Origin of the sequence: Marinobacterium mangrovicola (assembly GCF_004339595.1) — a bacterium.
Classification (GTDB): domain Bacteria; phylum Pseudomonadota; class Gammaproteobacteria; order Pseudomonadales; family Balneatricaceae; genus Marinobacterium_D; species Marinobacterium_D mangrovicola.
In genome coordinates this window covers 852,386-871,299 of the sequence record NZ_SMFU01000008.1, presented here as the reverse complement: position 1 = coordinate 871,299, position 18,914 = coordinate 852,386, and the positions used below count along the sequence as shown (strand labels likewise).

At 59.9% G+C, this 18,914-nt stretch carries 13 protein-coding genes; 7 read left to right on the top strand and 6 right to left on the bottom strand.

The genetic code is table 11. The features are described from left to right. Positions 1 to 35 precede the first annotated feature (35 nt). Both CLV83_RS12225 and CLV83_RS12220 read right to left on the bottom strand, forming a co-directional pair. The gene (locus CLV83_RS12225) at positions 36 to 1,802 is read right to left on the bottom strand and encodes an acyl-CoA dehydrogenase family protein (RefSeq protein ID WP_132292516.1); all 1,767 of its coding nucleotides are present in this window, start codon (positions 1,800 to 1,802) and stop codon (positions 36 to 38) included. 94 nt (positions 1,803 to 1,896) lie between these two features. Further along, positions 1,897 to 2,796, bottom strand: coding sequence for a LysR family transcriptional regulator (locus CLV83_RS12220; protein WP_132292513.1), 900 nt, complete (start codon positions 2,794 to 2,796; stop codon positions 1,897 to 1,899). 135 nt (positions 2,797 to 2,931) lie between these two features. Between CLV83_RS12220 and CLV83_RS12215 the strand changes: the two genes are divergently transcribed. The 5 genes from CLV83_RS12215 (at position 2,932) to CLV83_RS12195 (ending at position 8,842) form a co-directional block, all read left to right on the top strand. Further along, entirely contained in the window at positions 2,932 to 4,914 is a 1,983-nt protein-coding gene (locus tag CLV83_RS12215; protein WP_424399123.1) for a ligand-gated channel protein, read from the top strand. 41 nt (positions 4,915 to 4,955) lie between these two features. After that, a complete protein-coding gene (locus CLV83_RS12210; RefSeq protein ID WP_132292510.1) occupies positions 4,956 to 5,909 on the top strand; it encodes an ABC transporter substrate-binding protein in 954 nt (317 codons plus the stop codon). Continuing rightward, on the top strand, positions 5,906 to 6,913 hold the full coding sequence (locus CLV83_RS12205; RefSeq protein ID WP_132292507.1) for a FecCD family ABC transporter permease: 1,008 nt from the start codon (positions 5,906 to 5,908) through the stop codon (positions 6,911 to 6,913). Before CLV83_RS12210 ends, CLV83_RS12205 begins: the two co-directional genes overlap by 4 nt. A gap of 130 nt (positions 6,914 to 7,043) precedes the next feature. Continuing rightward, entirely contained in the window at positions 7,044 to 8,015 is a 972-nt protein-coding gene (locus CLV83_RS12200) for a FecCD family ABC transporter permease (protein ID WP_341540378.1), read from the top strand. Continuing rightward, entirely contained in the window at positions 8,012 to 8,842 is an 831-nt protein-coding gene (locus tag CLV83_RS12195) for an ABC transporter ATP-binding protein (RefSeq protein WP_132292501.1), read from the top strand. Before CLV83_RS12200 ends, CLV83_RS12195 begins: the two co-directional genes overlap by 4 nt. Positions 8,843 to 9,232: 390 nt before the next feature. Here the strand turns inward: CLV83_RS12195 and CLV83_RS12190 are convergent, their stop codons facing one another. The 4 genes from CLV83_RS12190 to CLV83_RS12175 all read right to left on the bottom strand — a co-directional run bounded on the left by CLV83_RS12190 (position 9,233) and on the right by CLV83_RS12175 (position 16,463). Then, positions 9,233 to 10,096 (bottom strand): ABC transporter substrate-binding protein, encoded by an 864-nt coding sequence (locus CLV83_RS12190; RefSeq protein ID WP_132292498.1) that lies wholly within the window; start codon positions 10,094 to 10,096, stop codon positions 9,233 to 9,235. A 633-nt stretch (positions 10,097 to 10,729) separates the two neighbouring features. Further along, positions 10,730 to 13,894, bottom strand: coding sequence for an efflux RND transporter permease subunit (locus tag CLV83_RS12185; protein ID WP_132292495.1), 3,165 nt, complete (start codon positions 13,892 to 13,894; stop codon positions 10,730 to 10,732). Next, entirely contained in the window at positions 13,891 to 15,102 is a 1,212-nt protein-coding gene (locus CLV83_RS12180; protein WP_132292492.1) for an efflux RND transporter periplasmic adaptor subunit, read from the bottom strand. The genes CLV83_RS12185 and CLV83_RS12180 overlap by 4 nt, the downstream gene beginning before the upstream one ends. After that, positions 15,099 to 16,463: an efflux transporter outer membrane subunit gene (locus tag CLV83_RS12175; protein WP_132292489.1), complete on the bottom strand. Its 1,365-nt coding sequence runs from the start codon at positions 16,461 to 16,463 to the stop codon at positions 15,099 to 15,101. Before CLV83_RS12175 ends, CLV83_RS12180 begins: the two co-directional genes overlap by 4 nt. Before the next feature lie 358 nt (positions 16,464 to 16,821). Between CLV83_RS12175 and CLV83_RS12170 the strand changes: the two genes are divergently transcribed. Both CLV83_RS12170 and CLV83_RS12165 read left to right on the top strand, forming a co-directional pair. Further along, positions 16,822 to 17,505 carry a thermostable hemolysin gene (locus CLV83_RS12170; RefSeq protein WP_165900297.1) on the top strand — a complete coding sequence of 228 codons (684 nt, stop codon included), beginning with the start codon at positions 16,822 to 16,824 and terminating at the stop codon, positions 17,503 to 17,505. After that, positions 17,483 to 18,913, top strand: coding sequence for an AMP-binding protein (locus CLV83_RS12165; RefSeq protein ID WP_132292483.1), 1,431 nt, complete (start codon positions 17,483 to 17,485; stop codon positions 18,911 to 18,913). Before CLV83_RS12170 ends, CLV83_RS12165 begins: the two co-directional genes overlap by 23 nt. Position 18,914 lies beyond the last annotated feature (1 nt).

Here is an 18,914-nt window from a genome sequence, read left to right as displayed (position 1 = left end):
CTTAGCCCGGCCCGGCGACACACCCCTGGTGTGACTTAGAACTGCTCCTCATCGATGGCCATCAATGTCGTTGAACCGGCGCCAGCGGCCTGTGCCAGTGAGCTACAGCGCCCCAGCAGTTGCTCCGCATACGCACTGGCCACCTGCTGCCGGGTTTGCCAGAAAGCCTTATCTTCGCCCTTTTGCTCATGCTCTGCCGCGCGCTGTGAACTGCGCAGCAGCATCCAGCCACCACAGAGATAACCAAGCAGCAGCATCAGGTTAACGCTGCCCGCTGCCGGCGCTGCTGGATCGGCCTTGACCCTCGCCATCAGGCCATCGACACAGCGTCGAGACTGCGCCAGCGCTTCACGCAGACCATCGCTGAGCACCGCAGGCGCCAGCGTACAGGTGTCGATGGCCGCATCGATCTCGGCAAACAGATCACCCAGGGCTGCGCCCCGGTCCGCCGCAATTTTTCGACCGATCAGATCCAGCGCCTGAATCCCGGTGGTGCCCTCGTAGATCGGCAGAATACGAGCATCCCGGTATAGCTGAGCGACGCCCGTCTCTTCGATGTAGCCCATGCCGCCGTGTACCTGCATCGACAGGGAGCACACCTCCTGGGCAAGTTCCGTCATCCAGCCTTTCACCAAGGGTGTAAACAGTGCCACCCGGGCCTCGCGTCTCTTACGCTCATCGCCCTCCGCCACGCGGGCGCGGTCCACTTCCGCGGCCGCTTCATAAGCGAAGGCGCGCATTGCCTCGCAGGAAGCCAGCATCTGCGCCAACATGCGGCGCACATCCGGGTGGTTGATAATCGTGACCCGGCTGCCATCGGCCAGAGTACCCTGCACCCGCTCGCGGGCGTAATCCCGCGCCGCCTGGTAAGCGCGCTCGGCAATGCCTAGCCCCTGCAGACCCACCGCCTGGCGCGCACTGTTCATCATGGTAAACATGCAGGCCAACCCCTGGTGCGGCTCACCGACCAGGTAGCCTACCGCACCGCCGTTATCGCCGTAGCTCATCACGCAGGTGGGGCTGCCGTGGATCCCCATCTTGTGCTCCACCGCCAACGCACGCAGATCATTCGGCTTGCTGGGGCTGCCCTGCTCATCGAGCAGGTATTTGGGCACCAGGAACAGGGAGATACCTTTTACGCCAGCGGGGGCATCCGGCAATCGCGCCAGCACCAGATGCACTATATTTTCCGCCATCCGGTGATCGCCCCAGGTGATATAGATCTTCTGCCCAGTTATCAGATAATGGTCACCCTGCGGTACAGCGCGGCTTTTCAGCGCAGCCAGATCACTGCCGGCATCCGGCTCGGTCAGGTTCATGGTGCCGGTCCATTCGCCGCTGGTGACTTTCTCAAGCCAGAGTGCTTTCAGCTCCTCGGTGCCGTGAACGCCCAGAGCTTCTATGACACCGGAGGTCAGCAGCGGGCAGAGCGCCCAGGCCAGGTTGGATGACTGCCAGATTTCGTTGGTGGCGACAGACAGCAGGTTGGGCAGGCCCTGACCGCCATATTCCGGATCGCCGGCCAGAGAGGGCCAGCCGGCCTCGCAAAACTGATGGTAGATATCGGCAAAGCCGGAGGTTTCCTGCACCCCGTCGGGGGTGAGCTTAGCCGGCTCCAGATCGCCCTGCCGGTTGGAAGGAGCGAGAAGGTTTTCGCCAAAGCGTGCCGCTTCATCAAAGATAGCCGCCAGCATTTCGGCATCGAGTTCGTCATGGTCCGCATCACCCGCAGGCTTGGGAACACCCACCACATCGTTAATCAGGAAAAGCGCCTGTTTGCGCGGAAAACGGTAGTTAAGCATAGCCGCCGATACCCCCGATCATCTCTGCTTTTATGATTCAGGATCGTATCTGGCGGCGAATTTGGCAATTTACGACGCGGGATATGTGCGCGGCTCAGGTACGCCAGTTCTCCGGCACGGCATGCCGGATCGTATCGAGAAACACCTGCGCACGGCGCGGCTGCTGACCATAGGGATAGAGCAGATACACGCCCAGCGAAGGCCCCTGCCAATCACACAGACACTGCTCGAGCGTGCCCGGATGATGCTTCATTCGAAGCTCCACGGTCCAGTGCGGTACCAGGCCCACACCGCCCCCGTTGACGATGGCATCAACCTGGATCAGCGCGCTGTCCACGGCAAAGCGCCGGGAGGGACCGACCGGACGATAGTACCCCTCATCGGGATGCCAGAGCTCAATCCCCTGATTGCCCTGCAGGGTCAGATCCACCCAGGCGTGCTCCGCTACCTCTCGGGGGTGGCTGATCTCGCCGAGGCGCGCCAGATAATCGGGATGGCCGTATATTCCCTGGCGCAGCACGCCCAGCTTTTCGCAACGCAGGGCTGTATCCGGTTCCGACCCCACCCAGATGCAGATCCCTTCCACCATGTCCGGGCCCGGCGGGTTGAACTGGCTATGCAGCTGCATCTCAAGCCCCGGATGGGCGTCCATAAAACCCAGCACCTGACGACTGAACCAGCCACGCAGCAGCAGGTCATGACAATAGACATCGAGACGACCGCTGACATCCTGGCTCAGCTCCTCAAGCGCCGAATGTCCCTGGGACGCCAGATTCAGGATCTCCTGGCAGTACTGGTAGAACAGGTGCCCCGCTTCAGTGGGGATAAGACGGTTCGACTCACGTCGCAGCAGACGCTGGCCGAGCGCGGTTTCCAGGTGCCGGATGCGCCGGCTCATGGTCGATTTCGGCAGATAAAGTTCGCGGGCGCTGTCGGTCAGACTGCGACTGTCCATGACGGCAGCAAAAGCCTCAAGCTCTTTAAGACCAAACATTTTCACTCCTTAAAACGTTCCACTTTATGCAACAGGTTGTGCTACTCTACCAGACTGCAAAAATAAATACGAACCATTATCATTAGCACTAATTAAACGGACTGACACTTATTCAGCTAATGACAGGAGATGGACATGCCTGAAGCCCACACCGCGAAGCCAAGGATGCTTCGGTCGCAACTGACCGTCGCGCTGGGACTTGCTCTGATCACCGGAATCGGTCACGCCGAGGACACGATTCAACTCGACGATCTGGTCGTTACCGCCAGCGGCTTCGAACAGGATGTCACTTCAGCGCCCGCCTCCATCAGCGTTATCACCAGTGAAGAGCTGGAAAAACGTGCTTACTCAGACCTCACCGATGCCCTGCGCAGCACGCCCGGAGTCACCGTTACCGGTGGCGGTGGTGCCAGTGGCGGTCTCGACATCAGCCTGCGAGGCATGCCTGCCAGCTATACCCTCATGCTGGTCGATGGCAAGCGCGTATCCAGCCGCGAAAGCCGTCCCAACGGCAGCGCAGGCTTTGAAACCGACTGGCTGCCGCCGCTGGATTCGATCGAACGCATTGAAGTGGTTCGTGGCCCCATGTCCACCCTCTACGGTTCTGACGCCATTGGTGGTGTGATCAACATCATCACCAAGAAAGTTCAGGATGAGTGGGGTGGCAGTATCCAGCAGGATGTCACTATTCAGGAAGATCAGGATTCGGGTAACTACTATCAATCCAGCTTCAACCTTTCAGGACCGTTGGTTGAAGACAAGCTGGGCCTGCAGGTTTATGGTCGCCTCTACAACCGTGAAGAGGACCAGATCCTCGAGGGCAACGAGGATAAAGAGCTACAGAACATTAACGCCCGGCTCTCGCTTACGCCCACCGAAAATCATGACATTCTGTTTGAGGCAGGCCTGACGGACCAGGAACGCACAGCCCATATGGGCGCGTCGTTGCCGGAAGAAGGCTGTCGCGGCGCCTGCAGCGACTCCCACGACAAGCATAAAAACACCCATTTCGCGCTGTCCCATAACGGACGCTGGAACTTCGGCACCACCGACAGCCATATCCAGCGCGAAAGCACCAAGAACAAAACCCGCGAAATCGAAATCACAAACACCACCGCGAAAACCAGCCTGGTGGCCCCCATAGGCCAGGATCATCGCCTAACCATCGGCGCCAGCTACGAGAAAGAGGAGCTGGAGGACGGCACCACCAACCAGATCTCTGACCTGTCAAATATCGAAAGCAGCCGCTGGGCAATCTTTACCGAAGATGAGTGGATGCTGACAGATTCGCTCAGCCTGACCGCCGGTGCACGTCTGGACGACGACGACAATTATGGCGATCATATTAGCCCTCGACTCTATGCCGTCTACCAATTGGCTCCTGAATGGACCGTCAAAGGTGGCGTCGCAGGAGGTTATCGCGCTCCAAACCTGCGTGAAATCACCCCCGACTGGGGCCAGGTCAGCCGTGGCGGCAATATCTACGGCAACCCTGATCTGGAAGCGGAAACCTCTCTAAATAAGGAAATTGCGCTCTACTACAACGGATTTAATAACGTCGATGCTTCGATAACTGTTTTCCATAACAGCTTTGACGACAAGATTACCCGCATCGCCTGCCCCGCCGATGTGTGTACCGATGGCACCAACCAGTTCGGATCAGACCCCACCTACCGAATCAATGTGGACGAAGCGGTAACCCAGGGCGTGGAGCTTAGCCTGGATATGGCTTTGACAGATCGTCTGGATCTGAGTGCCAGTTACACCTACACCGACTCAGAGCAGAAGAGCGGCGAAAACGAAGGCGAACCACTGACCCAGTTACCCAAGCATCTGTTCTCGGCAAACCTTGACTGGCAGGCCACCGAATCACTCAGTCACTGGACCCGTCTGACCTATCGCGGCAAGGAGAGCCAGCCTACAACCGGCCCTTCCCAAAGCTCGATTGTGGCACCGTCCAGCACCCAGGTTGATACAGGTCTTGGCTACCGTCTGAATGATCAGGCCACTCTCAAGGCCGGCGTTTACAACCTGTTTGATGAAGAGATCGACTACGACGAATACGGCTACATCGCCGATGGCCGCCGCTACTGGCTGGCCGTAAACATCACATTTTAAAGCTAGACCGACATTATCCTGGTTAACGGAGTACATAGACTATGTCACTTAAATCCCTGATCCCCTCGCTACGTCAGATGACCGGTGCTCTGGCGCTTGGCCTGATCGCCAGCCAGACCCTGGCCGAGGAAGTACAGCTAGACACCCGTTACGGCAGCGTCACCGTCGATGACAGCGCCGAGCGCGTGATCACCCTGTACGAGGGAGCACTTGATGCGGCTGTCGCGCTGGGTGTTAAACCCGTCGGCGCGATTACAACCCGACAGGGTGACAGCGTTGCGAGTTACATTCAGCCTTCCGTAGAAGGCATCAGCATCGTTGGCACCGCTCGGGAGACCAATCTGGAATCAGTTATCGCACTGCAGCCAGACCTGATCCTGGCCTCTTCCCGCCTGAGCGAGGAGCAGTATGAACTGCTTAGCGCCGTCGCACCGACCATCGTCCCCTCGGTCAATGTTTTCCAACAGGAAGGCGCCTGGAAAGAAGAGAGCAAACTGTTCGCCAAGGCACTGGGTCGCGAAGAGGAGATGGATAAGGTTCTGGACGATATCGCCGAGCGCGCCACTGGCCTGAAAGACCGGTTGGACGCCAGCATGCCGGATACAGGCCGTAACGCCTCACTGGCGCGCTGGATGCCCCAGGGCGCACTGCTGATGTCGAATAAACTGTTTGCATCCAATGTACTGGCCAGTCTGGGCTTCGAGATGCAGACTGCCGGTATTATCGATGAAAATCGTGCCCACAGCTCACCGCTTAGCCTCGAGAAACTCTCTCTGATCGACGGCGACTGGCTGTTCCTCGCCACACTGAATGAAGATGGACGCGAAGCCGTGGAAGCCGCGAGCAAATCACCGGCGTTCCAGCGACTGGAAGTGGTCAAAAACGATCGCGTCGTGCCAGTTGATGGTCAGCTGTTCAGCAGCACCAGCGGACCCATGGCGGCTAACGCCATCCTCGACCGACTGGAAATGGTTATCGAACAGACAGAGCAATGATTTCGTCCTTACCTCCGTACAGATTAATCCCGCCGCCTCTGGCCGCGGGATTTCTGCTGTTTATCATTTGTATCGCCAGCCTGCTGCTTGGCGCCGGAGACGTAACCCCAGCGGATGCACTGCCAGTGCTGTTCGGTGGTGGCAGCGACGAAGCGCGCTTTATCGTGCTTGAGCTAAGAATGCCGCGAACCCTGGTAGCACTGGTGGTCGGTGCTGCACTGGGCTGCGCCGGAGCCCTGATGCAAACCCTGTCGCGTAATCCACTGGCCGAACCTGGCCTGCTCGGCATCAGTGCCGGCAGCTCCTTCGCCGTCGCGGTGATGCTCATGCTCGGTGCCAGCGCGGCCACTCTGACCGTTTACGTCTCCCAGCTCGGAGCCCTCGCCGGGTGTCTTATTGTGCTCAGCGCTGCCCGTATTCAGGGCGTGGGGAACGATCCTATTCGTCTCGTGCTGGCAGGAGCCACGCTGACCGGCCTGCTGCTGTCGATGACCTCACTGTTGCTGATGTTCGATCAGCGCAGCGCCGACGAGATCCGCTTCTGGGTTACCGGCAGCGTGGCCGGGCGTGACCTGGACGACCTCTATCATCTGCTGCCCTCTCTGGCCGTGGCTATCATCCTGATGCTGATTGTTATCCGCCCCCTGGCGGCACTATCTCTGGGTGAACGGGCAGCACAAGGCCTGGGCCACAAACCCGGCCGTATACGCTTGATAACCGTGCTGGTGGTCGCACTGCTCGTGGGTGCAGCCACTGCGATGGCAGGGCCGATCATCTTTGTTGGCCTGGTTGTGCCCTTTATCGCCCGCGCTATCGCAGGCCCCGATATCCGACGTACCCTGTGGCTCTGTCTGCCAATCGGTCCGATCATCCTCATCGTAGCGGATATATTGTCACGCCTTCTCGTTTCGCCGGCGGAACTCCCGCTGGGTGTCCTGACGGCGATCATCGGCGCACCGGTGCTTTTGCTGGTTGTGCGCGGCAAACGCATGCCTGCGCTTTGAGGAAGATACGATGAATGCTGAATTGCCCCTATCCTCAACGCTACCAGGATCGACAGCCCCGAGGGGCTACTGGCTGCTCAAGGGCCGCCTGGGTTCAAGACAACTTTCTGTGCTCGTACCACGCAGGTCCGTGGCAGTTAACCTCACATTGCTTGTACTCACTCTCGCCGCCGCTACCGCCTCCCTCTGCATGGGCAGCATGTCGCTCTCCCCTGCCGAGGTCTGGACCGCCCTCTGGGGCGAGGGCCCAGCGCTGCATAAACTGGTAGTACAGGAGCTGCGGCTGCACCGGGTACTGGCGGGCTTCGCCACCGGCGCCGCCTTTGCGCTCTCGGGCTGCCTGATGCAGACTCTGGCCCGTAACCGCCTTGCCACACCAGGTATTATCGGTATCGACAACGCCGCCACCGCCTTTGCGGTCGCGTCGGTAATCGGCACCGGTATCGCTCTGGCGCCACCGGCTATGTCACTGGTCGGCGCCGCCACCGCAACCGCGCTGGCGTTTGGACTCTCTGGTGACAACGGCAGCCGCGGCTACCGCTTTATCATCGCAGGCGTCGCCATCGGCGCCATCAGTGGCGCCATCACACAGTTCATGCTCAGCCGCGTGGCGATTGATGATGCCAATGCGGCCTTCCCCTGGACCGTAGGCAGCTTGAACGCACGGAGCAAGGAGGCAACTCTGCTGCTCGGTGCCGCACTGCTGCCCTGCCTCCTGCTGGCACTGCGCTGGGCCAGCTCGCTGCGGCTGGTGCAGGTGTCCGAGGCGGTGAGCATTGGCCTGGGGATCAACCTCAAACGGGTGCGCCGAAACGGTCTGATCCTCTCCGTCTTGCTAACCGGTTTAGCTGTCGCTGTCGCAGGCCCGGTCGGCCTCGTCGCACTGATCGGACCGGAACTTGCAAGAACGCTTTGTCGGCATCGCGGCGTTCCGCTGCTGGCATCAACACTCTGCGGTGCATTGCTGATGCTGCTGGCGGACCTGACCGGTCGCATGATGCTGGCACCACTGGAAATACCGGTAGGGATAGTCACCGCCGTGGTCGGTAGCCCTTACCTGCTTTGGATGCTGTTAAACCCCTCTTTCAGGAGCCAGCCATGAATGCTGTAACCTCACCCACCATCGACCTGGGCAAACACGTCGCCCCTATCGAAGCCAAGGCACTGGAGGTGGCTCACGGCCACCGGGTGATTATCGATGGACTGGACCTGCAACTTCCCGGCGGCAAAATCACCGCCATCGTCGGCCCCAACGGCTGTGGCAAGTCCACGCTACTTAACGCGCTGAGCCGCGTACTCAAACCCAAGGCAGGCACCATCCTGCTTGATGGCCGCGATATCCATCGCGAACCGGCTCGTGAGGTGGCGCGCAAACTGGCGCTTCTACCGCAGGAAACGACGGCGCCTGAAGGCATGACCGTATCCGACCTGGTGCGCTTTGGCCGTCAGCCACACCAGAGCTGGCTCAGCCAGTGGTCCGAAGAAGACCAGTACGCCGTCGCCAAGGCGATCCGCTCGGCGGACCTGGAAGGGATGGAAGACCGCGTACTGGACGAGCTCTCCGGCGGCCAGCGACAGCGCGCCTGGATCGCCATGGCGGTGGCTCAGGCCACACCGATGCTGCTGCTCGATGAACCCACCTCAGCCCTGGACCTGGGCCACCAGATCGAAGTGTTCGAACTGATCCGCCACCTCAGCGCAGACCACGGCAAGACCATAGCGATGGTGGTTCACGACCTGCTCAGCGCCTGCCGCTACGCCGACCATCTGGTCGCCATGCGCGACGGCGAGATCATCACCCAGGGCGCCCCTGCGGATATCCTGACCCCGGACCTGGTTTATCACCTGTACGATGTGCATTGCGAGATCATGCCGGACCCGGTCACCGGCAGCCCGATGCTGACGAATATGCGGAGGGCGCGGCGGTAAGCTTAGTAGTCAACTTCCCGACTCCCCCTTCTGCTCATCGATATTCGCGCACTTTTTGGATGCAGGTTTCGCCTGCTGGCGAATCAAGGGCCTTAGCGGAAAGGCCCTTGATAATCCCAAACCGCCCCTAAGACTTGGTCGGCTACGCCGACTCCCCTGCGCTTCTCGTCTGAAAGAGCGGGAAAGGAAACTCACCGCTTCGCGGTTCAAACAGCCTTTCCCTTGTTTCTCTTTCAGCCTGCGATGCTCGGCTGCGTCAAAGGGGAACAGAATCTGCGCTCAGAAACTTAGTCTATTCTCCCAGCAATAAGCCTTATTCAGGACTGGATAAAACATACGAAAAAGGCCAGCAGAAATGCTGGCCTTTTTCGTGTCACCTGGTCGTTCGCATCAAAGTCCGCTAGCGACTTCATCCACCTGCAGACGAACGCTCTCAAGACCACCACCGGACAGGTACCAGAGTTTCGGTGTCAGGTAGTTGATAGCGATGGAATCACCACCGGCAGCATTCAGATCGCTGCGTAGTTTATCCAGATCCAGGGCCTTGTCGGTCTGGCCAATCGCCTGGCTGCGGTCGACGATCAGCAGCTGATCCGGATCGATGGCAAGAATGTTATCCAGGGTCAGCGGCGTGAATACGCGGGTGCCACGGGTGTGAGATTCAACGTCATCCGGCAGCTGGGGCACGGAGAAGCCAAGCAGATCGTAAACCACCGGCTCGGTCCGTAGGCCGAAGTTACCGTCGTTGTGTGTCACGACCAGCAGGGTCTCTGACTGATCCAGCGTAGCCTTGCGATCATCGATATAGGCTTTTAGCTCGTTCAGCGCCTGCTCGCCGCTGTCGGCGGCATCAAAGTAGTCGGCCAGCGCCATAACATTGCTGGAGACCGCCGACCAGTATTCCCCTTCCGGCAGCGTGGTGTTGTGAACGATACCCACCTCTTCCAGGGTTTTGATCGCTTCGCCCTGACGTCCGGTAACCAGAATCAGCGTAGGTGCACTACCTTTAATCGCTTCGATATCAGGCGTTTTGAGACCACCGGCATCGACGTACTTATCGGTGTTGTAATGCTCCAGGTAGGCCGGCAGCGCCTGTTTCGGCAGGCCTACGACCTGATCGCCCAGGCCGAGGGCGTCCAGGGTATCCAGGCTGCCGTGATCGAAAGATATGACCCGCTGCCCAGCCGCTTGAGCCAGCCCCGCATTACCTGCCAGTACCAGGGCACCGGCAGCGAGAATTTTGCCTACGCGCATTACGTTCTCCATCGAATAAGATCCGGTTCAGCGTCTTGCCGAACGCTTTTCGTTTTAATAACGATTCTCATTATCTCACTTTCGAAGAGGGTTGAATCTGTCTGAGGTCGGAACGGGGGGTTGCAGAATATGGGACGGGGTTTGAGTTCCAGTGGGGCAGGAGGCAGCCTGTGCGGTCTTATCTCGAGGAAGACACTTTTGTGTGATTTATGAACAAAGTGGATATCCTCAAATTCATCAGCACTTTTTGAACGCAGGTTCCGCCTGCTGGCGTATCAAGGGCCTTGTGCGGACAAGGCCCTTGATAATCCCAAACCGCCCCAACGACTGGGTCGGCTACGCCGACTTCCCTGCGCTTCTCGCCTGAAAGAGCGGGAAGGGAAACTCGGCTTCGCCTCAAACAGCCCTTCCCTAACTTCTCTTTCAGACTGCGATGCTCGGCTGCGCCGAAGGGGATCTAAGAACGTACTCAGTAGAGTCGTTGGGAATCGAGCCCTGTTGGATTTTGGGCAGAAACCAGACAGGCATTATTACCACCGCCTAACAGCACACTTCGAAGGCCAACGCATAAAAAAGCCGATTCAATCCCCTCTGGCACGGAGGATCAAATCGGCTTTTTCTACCTGAACCCGCCTAGCTGTGGCTGGATTCCAGGCGGCCGTTTTGCGGCGGTTCATCGCCCTCTTGCGAGTCTGCTGATTTGCCGCGCAGCAGCCCTTTCAGGTCTTCCAGCAGCATGATGTTCACCGGCACCATGATCAGCGTGATCAGAGTGGCGAAGAGGATGCCGAAGCCCAGGGAAACCGCCATTGGAATCAGGAACTGGGCCTGTACCGCTTTTTCGAACAGCAGCGGCAGCAGTCCGAAGAAAGTGGTGACCGAGGTGAGAATAACCGGACGGAAGCGGGAAGCGCCGGCGGTCAGTACCGCTTCAAAGACGGCGGCTTTCTGGCCCAGTTTTTCGCTCAGTTCCGCCCGGCGGCGGTTGGTAAATTCCACCAGTACCAGGCTGTCGTTCACCACCACGCCGATCAGGGCCAGCAGCCCGAGCATGCTCATAATGGTGAGGTCTATACCCATGATCCAGTGGCCGACCACCGCGCCGATAGCGCCGAACGGGATGATCGACATGACGATCAGCGGCTGCAGATAGGAGCGGAACGGGATCGCCAGCAGGCTGTAGATCGCAAACAGCACAAAACCAAGGCCCACCAGCAGGGATGAGAAGGATTCCTCCTGCTCCCGCGCCTCACCTTCCATGGTGTAGCTGGCCCCCGGGTATTGCAGCATCAGGTCATCGAGGAAGGTCGCCAGATCGCGGTAGAGCACCGTGGTGTTGGTGCTGTCCTTGTCCAGGTCCGCCAGTACGCTGACCGTGCGCTGCTGATCGATACGGTAGATGGTTGCCGCGCCGCGATCCGGCACCAGTTCGGCCACTTCATCGAGCGGCACCAGGCCGCTGTCGGTGGCGATCTCCACCCGGCGCAGGTTGCTGATCGCCTCACGCTCGGTATCCGGCAGGCGCACCATAACGCGGACCTCGTCGCGGCCGCGCTGGATCCGCTGCACCTCGATACCGAAGAAGTTCTCCCGCACCTGGCGGATCACATCGCTGCGGGTCAGACCCAGCGCATAGGCCTGGGGCTTGAGCTCAACCTTGAGCTCCTCCTTGCCGTCGGACAGGTTATCGGAGATATCGAACAGGGTCGGGTAGGTTTCCAGCCGTTCACGAATCAGCGCCGCCATGGCGGCCAGATCGTCGACGTTATTGGAGCTGAGCTGGATATCCACCGGATCACCACCGCGACCGATCTCGGCACGGTAGGTCAGGGTTTCCGCGCCAGGGATCTCGCCGACCATCTCGCGCCACTCCCGCACCAGCCTCGCCGTACTCAGGGAAGGATCGCGCCGTTCAGACGGGGTCAGCTCGAAGTCGACACGGCCACTTTCCGGGCTGCCGCCGTGACCAGTGGCGGAGAAGATGTTCTCCACCACGCTGTCGCCGGTATCCGGATCACGGTAGCGCTCCTGCAGCTTTCTCGCCGCGTCCACCATCAGCACCACTGCCCGATCGGTCACTTCAAAGGGCGTTCCCGCAGGCATGGTCAGCCGTGCCCGGGCGGTATCGCTCTGGATACGCGGGAAGAACACGAACTGAGTCCAGCCACTGAACACCAGCGACAGGATCAGAATGAAGGTACCGCTGAAGATCGCCAGGGTGGTCAGTCGATGGCGCAGCGCCATACCCAGCATCGGCTGGTAATAGCGCAGAATCGCGCGTTCAAAACCATCGGCGAAGCGCGCCTGCATTCTGGAGAAGCGACCACTCGCCTCCTCTTTGCGCAGACGGATATGCTTGAGGTGAGAAGGCAGCACGAACTTGGATTCGATCAGCGAGAACAGCAGTACCGGAATCACCACGTAGGTGATCTGGGCGAAAATCGCGCCGCGGTGCCCCTCGATAAAGGCGATAGGCAGAAACGCCACCACCGTGGTGAGCACACCGAAGGTCACCGGCACCGACACCTCCTGGGTGCCGCGAATCGCCGCCTGAAGCCCGGTTTCCGCCGATCGCATATGGGTATAAACGTTCTCCCCCGTGACGATCGCATCATCGACGACGATACCCAGCACCAGAATAAAGCCGAACAGCGACATGACATTGAGCGAGATACCGAACACCGGCATCAACAGAAACGCGCCCATAAAGCTGACCGGGATGCCGATAAACACCCAGAGAGCGATGGAGGGTCGCAGGAACAGGGTGAGCATCAACAGCACCAGGATGCCGCCCTGCACCGCGTTGCTGATCAGCAGGTTAAGACGCGATTTAACGATCTGGGAATCATCATCCCAATAGCTCATGGTCAGCCCCTGAGGCAGGTTGCCCTGGTGGGAGTCCACGTAGTCTTTCACCTTGTTGGCCACATCGATGGCACTCTGGTTACCAACGCGGTACACCTCCAGCATCACCGCCAGTTGGCCGTTGAAGCGACTGCGCAGATCACTCTCTTCAAAACCATCGCTGACCCGGGCCACATCGCCAAGACGCAGGGTGCTGCCATCCGGATTGGTTTTGATGACGATATTTTCAAATTCATCGCGGTGATACGCCTGCCCCTTGGCACGGATCAGGATATCGCCGCCGGCGGCATTAACGTTACCGGCGGATAGATCCAGCGAGCTGTTGCCCACCCGGCTGGCGATCTCTTCCAGGGTCAGGCCGTATTCACGCAACCGGTCCTTGGATATCTCGATGCCGATCTCATAGGCGCGCACGCCCACCGGCTCCAGCTGGGTGACACCGGGCAGCCGCAGCAGGTCGTCACGCACATCTTCGGCGTAGCTGCGCAACTCCTTTTCGCTTAGATCGCCGGAGAGCGCTACGGTAATTACCTCGCGCGTCCAGGTCGCCAGTGACACCACCGGCTTCTCCGCATCCACGGGGAAAGCGCTGATCGCATCAACACGGGATTTTACATCGGCCAGCAGATCGCGAGGGTCGTAGCCATCCTCCACCTCGATATTCACCGTGGTACCGCCCTCCACGGAGCGGCTGCTCAGCTCTTCGATCCCTTCAAGGTCTGCCACTGCATCCTCAATACGGGTGGCTAGGCCGGTCTCCGCATCTTCCGGGCTGGCACCACGCAGGGTGACCTGGACACTGATAGTATCCGCTTCAAAACTGGGGAAGATCTCCAGCGGGATACGGAAATTCAGCGACATTAACCCTGCAAACACGATGGTCAGCATCAGCAGGTTGGCGGCTACATGGTTGCGCGCAAACCAGGCGATCATGAGTCACCTCCCGTTCGCGCAGGCTCCGCCCCCTGCTCCTGGGAGCTGACCACAGCTGCTTCCCGCACACGCACCGGCGTGCCGGACACCACCTGCCCCAGGGTTGTCATCACCAGGCGGTCGCCGGCCGCAAGGCCTGCACTGATCAGTGCCTGCTCTTCATCCTGCCAGCCAATACGGATCTCGCGACGCTGCACGGTACCGTTCTCAACCAGGTAGACATAACTCCCCTGGTAGATCACCCGGTTGGGAATCACTATCGCATCAGAGAGCGTGCGACCTTTGATGCGCGCTCGAACATACTGGCCGATCTTCAGCGGCACCCGGCCCTCGGCCTTGGCACCATAGGGATCATCGATCTGCCCCAGCACGTAGAGCTGGCGGCTGGCTTCATCGATGGCGCCCTCGGTCTGCACCACCTTGCCCTGCCACTCTTCATAGCCAACCAGATCGGAGATAAAGGTCACATCCGGCTGCGGCGTGCTGACCTCATCTTGATAACGGTAGCGCTCCGGCAGGTCGATATAAGCCAGGTCACGACTCTGGATCGGCAGGCGCACCTCGATATAGTCCACCGCATACACGGTGGCCAGCGCTGTGCCGCTGGAGACCACCTGGCCAAGATCCACCGATTTTTCCAGCACGCGCCCGGCGTAGGGCACGCGAATACTGGTGCGTTCCAGGTCCAGCCTTGCTTTACTGACCGCCGCTTCCGCTGACGCCAGCGCGGCTTTTGCAGCATTGAGCTGTGGCATGCGCGCCACCAGATCCGGTACTTCGCCACCATTGCCTAAACGGGTCCAGTCGGCCCGCGCCTGTTCACTGCGGGCGCGCTCTTCGCTGAGGGTCTGGCGGGCGGTGGCCAGGCTCGCCTGGGCTTCGGCCAGTGCGGTGCGGTAGTCGCGATCATCGATGCGCAGCAGCTCTTCATCCGCCTCAAAGAAACCGCCGGCGCGCAGGTCGGGATGAACCCAGACTATTTCACCGGAAACCTGCGGCAGCAGCTCGCTCTGTGTACGCGGCCGTACCCGGCCGTAGCTTTCGATCTGGATCGGGTAGTCAGCGGGGCTGATCTCCTGCACTTCGACACTGATCGCGGCCTCACGCTGCGCCGGCATCCGGTTCGCCTCGGGCGGGTTGTGAAAAATCAGGTAACTGATGCCGCCGAGCACGGCGATAACCACCAACGGCAATAACTTCTTGATCATTGGGATGTCGTCTCCGGTTCGGCGTTTGCCAGGTTTTCAGTGGACAGGTTTTCGAAGCTACCGCCCAGAGCAACCGCCAGGGCTACGCGGTTTTCCAGCAGTGAGCGGCGCAGCTGTATCACGCTGGTCTGCGCATCCAGGGAACGTCGCTGGGATTCCAGCACGGTGGTGAACTCCTCCAGGCCTCGTTGATAACGCTCAAACGCCAGCTGCTCCGCCTGCAGGGCGTTCTCTTCTGCACTCAGATAAAGGCGATAGCGTTCTGCCAGTGCGTCACGGGCATCCAGCGCATTTTCAACCTCACTGAATGCGCTATACAGGTCACTCAAGTAGTTAAATTCCAGCTCCTGACGCCGGGCCTGCTGCTGATCCTGTTGCGCCCGCAGTCTGCCGGCATCAAACAGCGGCTGAGTCAGGGACGCCCCCAACAGCCAGGCCAGATTACCGCTGCTGACCAGTTCACTCAGATCATCGCTGCTACCGCCGTAATCGGCGTTGAGCGAAAAACTGGGGAAGCGGGCACGATGGGCCGCCGCCAGACCCTCATCGGCGGCCAACAGACTCAGCCAGCTTGATTGCAGATCCGGCCGCTGTACCACCATCTCAGAGGGCAGCACCAGCGGTACCGCGGTTTCAAGCACCGGCAGGCTCTGCTCCGAGCTAAGCGCAGCCGCCGGATAGCGCCCCAGCAGCCGCTCAAGCTCACGCTGGGATTCGGCCAGTGCCAGCGCCTGTTCCGATACGGTGGCCAACTGCGCATTCAGGTCGTTGCGCGCCAGGTAAAGATCCAGCGCCTCATAAAGCCCCTGGCGATAGCCGGACTCGATCACCGCCAGATCGGATTTCAGGTTGTCGCTACGCTCGCGGAAGAGATCGAGCAGCAGCTGAGTTTCCTGCACACGAAACCAGGCACGACTTATATCCGCAGCCAGGGTTTCGCGGGACTGCTTCAGGTCCGCTTCCGCGCTGGCATACTCAAGCTGAGCCTGGCGTTGGCGAGCACTGAGTTCACCCCAGATATCCACATCCCAGCTGAAACCGGCCGCCAGGGAAAAGCTGGTGGTACCGCTCTCCGGCCGGCTCAGGTCATAACTCAAACCCACGCCGGGGTAACGATCCGCTCCAGCGATGACCACCGCCTGATAAGCCTGCTCGGCCCGCGCCCGTGCGGCACCCAGGCCGGGGTTGTTATCCATCGCCTCCTGAACCAGGGCTTCCAGGCTGGCATCGTTAAACCCTGCCAGCCAGCCGGGGGCGTTAGCCTGCTCACGCGGCTCGTCAGCCTGATCGGCTCGCCACTGTTCAGGTACCTGGGTTGTCTGATCGATGGTCAGCGATTCCGGAGCTGCACAACCCGCCATAAAGAGTACAACCGCAGCCCCGAGTATTGCTCGGGCACTGTTTATCCTTTTATACCGGTCTCGGAACGGCTGCGGCCAGGCCCGGCATCCCAACCGACTACATACATCATTTCCCACTGATTTCTCGCTACAAATCCTGTCCACTTGGGGTCCAATGGTAAGTTAGTTCGATTAAGGTAACAGTGTTTTTACACTTCTTTACACCGAATTGGCCCAGACTCTGCCCCGCAACATCACGATCATTCACGCGTGCGCCCCGCCCTACCCTGCCGCCAGATATTAATTCAGACCCTGCTCATTTAAGACTCTTTTAAGTTTACCTCCCTAGACTCGCAGAGTTATGAACAGGAGGCCGCCCATGAAGGCACGCATACCCGCCCAGGAAACCGCTTTAACCTTACAACTGCACAGGCTGGAAGACCTTTCCCGCGTGCGTATACAGGCGTTTATCCGCGCGCGTTTTGCTGCCATTCATTCGGCCTGGATCGACGACTTTCTGCCTACCTTGATCAGTACGCAAACCGACAGTCGTCAGATCCACGCTGCGGCCGGCTTCCAGTGGGCCAACGAAAGCGAGCTGTTCCTGGAAGCCTACCTGGACACACCGATAGAACGACGGTTACGCCAGCTCGGACAGCACTCCGCTTTGCGCCACCAGATCGTCGAGTTTGGCAATCTGGCCACCGACCGGCCTGGCGCTATTCGCCAGCTGATTCTGGTGCTGGCGAACTACTTTGGCCGTCGCGGTATGGACTGGGCGGTACTGACACTGACACCCACTTTGATCAACAGCTTTACCCGCCTCGGTCTGGTGCTGCATCCCCTGGCGGCGGCCCGGCCAGAACGACTGAGCTCGCTTCCCGGCAAAAGCCGCAGCTACTGGGGACGCTACTACGAACAGAATCCACAGGTGGTGGCGATCAATCTGACGCTCAACCAGCCCAGGCTGCAGATGCTCGAAAGCCTGGGTGTCCGTCGTCCCACATCGACCACCCCTCTGCTGCCGATGGAACGCATCCATGAAACATCGCTTTTTCACTGAACTGGCGCGCTACGCTGCCATTCAACCGGACAAACCGGCACTGCAGGATGAAACCACGACGCTGTACTGGCGCGACCTGCCCGTAGCGATCGACCAGCTGGCCGAACGCCTGGAGACTGAGGCCGGCGAGCGTATCGCCCTGCTGGCCGATAACAGCCGCCAATGGGTGTTGACCGATCTGGCCGCCTTGAAGCTGGGCCGGGTGCTGGTCCCTGTGCCACTGTTTTTCAGCGAGCCACAGCGCCAGCACCTGCTGGCAGCAAGCGGTATCGACACGCTGATTACTGTGACCGATGACCAGCTGACGATTACCCGCCTGCCCAGCGGCTACCCAGAGCTGCACGCTGGCACCGCAAAAATCACCTTTACCTCCGGCACCACCGGTACTCCCAAGGGCGTCTGCCTGAGCAGTGACAACCAGCTGCGAGTCGCTAAGTCATTGGTAGAACGCCTGACGCACCTGGGCCTGTCACGCCACCTCTGCCTGCTGCCGCTGGCGACGCTGCTGGAGAATATCGCCGGGGTTTACTGCGCCCTGCTGCTGGGCGGCACTCTACTCACTCCCTCGCTAAAAACACTGGGTCTGAAGGGCTCCAGTGAGCTCGATCTGCGCGCCCTCGCCCACAGCCTTCAGGGTTACCAACCCGATTCGCTAATCGGTCTGCCGCAGATCCTTGCAGCGCTGACCGGCGCAGTGGAAGCCGGCGTCGAGCTGCCTGTGCTTAAGTTTATCGCCGTGGGTGGTGCCCGCGTCGGTGCAGACCTGATCGAGCGCGCCCGCAAGGTGGGCCTGCCGGCTTACGAAGGTTACGGCCTGTCGGAATGCGCCTCGGTGGTCAGCCTGAACACACCGGACAGGGATCAGCCGGGTACAGCGGGCTGTGTCCTGCCGCACAACCGCGTCAGGTTAAGCCCCAACAACGAGCTCATCATCGAAGGCAACCTGATGCTGGGCTACCTCGGTGAAGCGCCACAAGGCGACCACTTCGCCACCGGGGACCTGGCACAGATCGGCGACACCGGTTTTCTAAGCATTCGCGGCCGCCAGCGCAATGTGCTGATCTCCAGTTTTGGCCGCAACCTGAGCCCGGAGTGGGTCGAATCGGAATGGGTGGCCCAGCCCCGTGTGCAACAGGCGGTACTGTTCGGCGAAGCCAGACCGTTCAACGTGCTGCTCGTTCACGCGCCTTCACTGAATGACAGCACCCTGGAAGCGATCCGCCAGCGATTGAATACACAACTGCCGGATTATGCCCGCGTTGCCGGTTGGTGCCGGATTCAAACCGCCATGACCGCAGAGAACGGTCTTTACACCGCCAATGGTCGTCCGCGCCGAGATGCCATCGCATCGCGCTACGCCGACCGCATCGAAGCGCTTTATCAGCCCGCCCCTCTGGCCTGGAGTTAAT

Bases quoted from the DNA above. Each gene is read 5' to 3' on its own strand.
- CLV83_RS12170 (WP_165900297.1), top strand. From the start codon at position 16,822: ATGAAGGCACGCATACCCGCCCAGGAAACCGCTTTAACCTTACAACTG.
- CLV83_RS12205 (WP_132292507.1), top strand. From the start codon at position 5,906: ATGATTTCGTCCTTACCTCCGTACAGATTAATCCCGCCGCCTCTGGCC.
- CLV83_RS12210 (WP_132292510.1), top strand. From the start codon at position 4,956: ATGTCACTTAAATCCCTGATCCCCTCGCTACGTCAGATGACCGGTGCT.
- CLV83_RS12195 (WP_132292501.1), top strand. From the start codon at position 8,012: ATGAATGCTGTAACCTCACCCACCATCGACCTGGGCAAACACGTCGCC.
- CLV83_RS12185 (WP_132292495.1), bottom strand. From the start codon at position 13,894: ATGATCGCCTGGTTTGCGCGCAACCATGTAGCCGCCAACCTGCTGATG.
- CLV83_RS12215 (WP_424399123.1), top strand. From the start codon at position 2,932: ATGCCTGAAGCCCACACCGCGAAGCCAAGGATGCTTCGGTCGCAACTG.
- CLV83_RS12175 (WP_132292489.1), bottom strand. From the start codon at position 16,463: ATGGCGGGTTGTGCAGCTCCGGAATCGCTGACCATCGATCAGACAACC.
- CLV83_RS12190 (WP_132292498.1), bottom strand. From the start codon at position 10,096: ATGCGCGTAGGCAAAATTCTCGCTGCCGGTGCCCTGGTACTGGCAGGT.
- CLV83_RS12165 (WP_132292483.1), top strand. From the start codon at position 17,483: ATGAAACATCGCTTTTTCACTGAACTGGCGCGCTACGCTGCCATTCAA.
- CLV83_RS12180 (WP_132292492.1), bottom strand. From the start codon at position 15,102: ATGATCAAGAAGTTATTGCCGTTGGTGGTTATCGCCGTGCTCGGCGGC.
- CLV83_RS12225 (WP_132292516.1), bottom strand. From the start codon at position 1,802: ATGCTTAACTACCGTTTTCCGCGCAAACAGGCGCTTTTCCTGATTAAC.
- CLV83_RS12220 (WP_132292513.1), bottom strand. From the start codon at position 2,796: ATGTTTGGTCTTAAAGAGCTTGAGGCTTTTGCTGCCGTCATGGACAGT.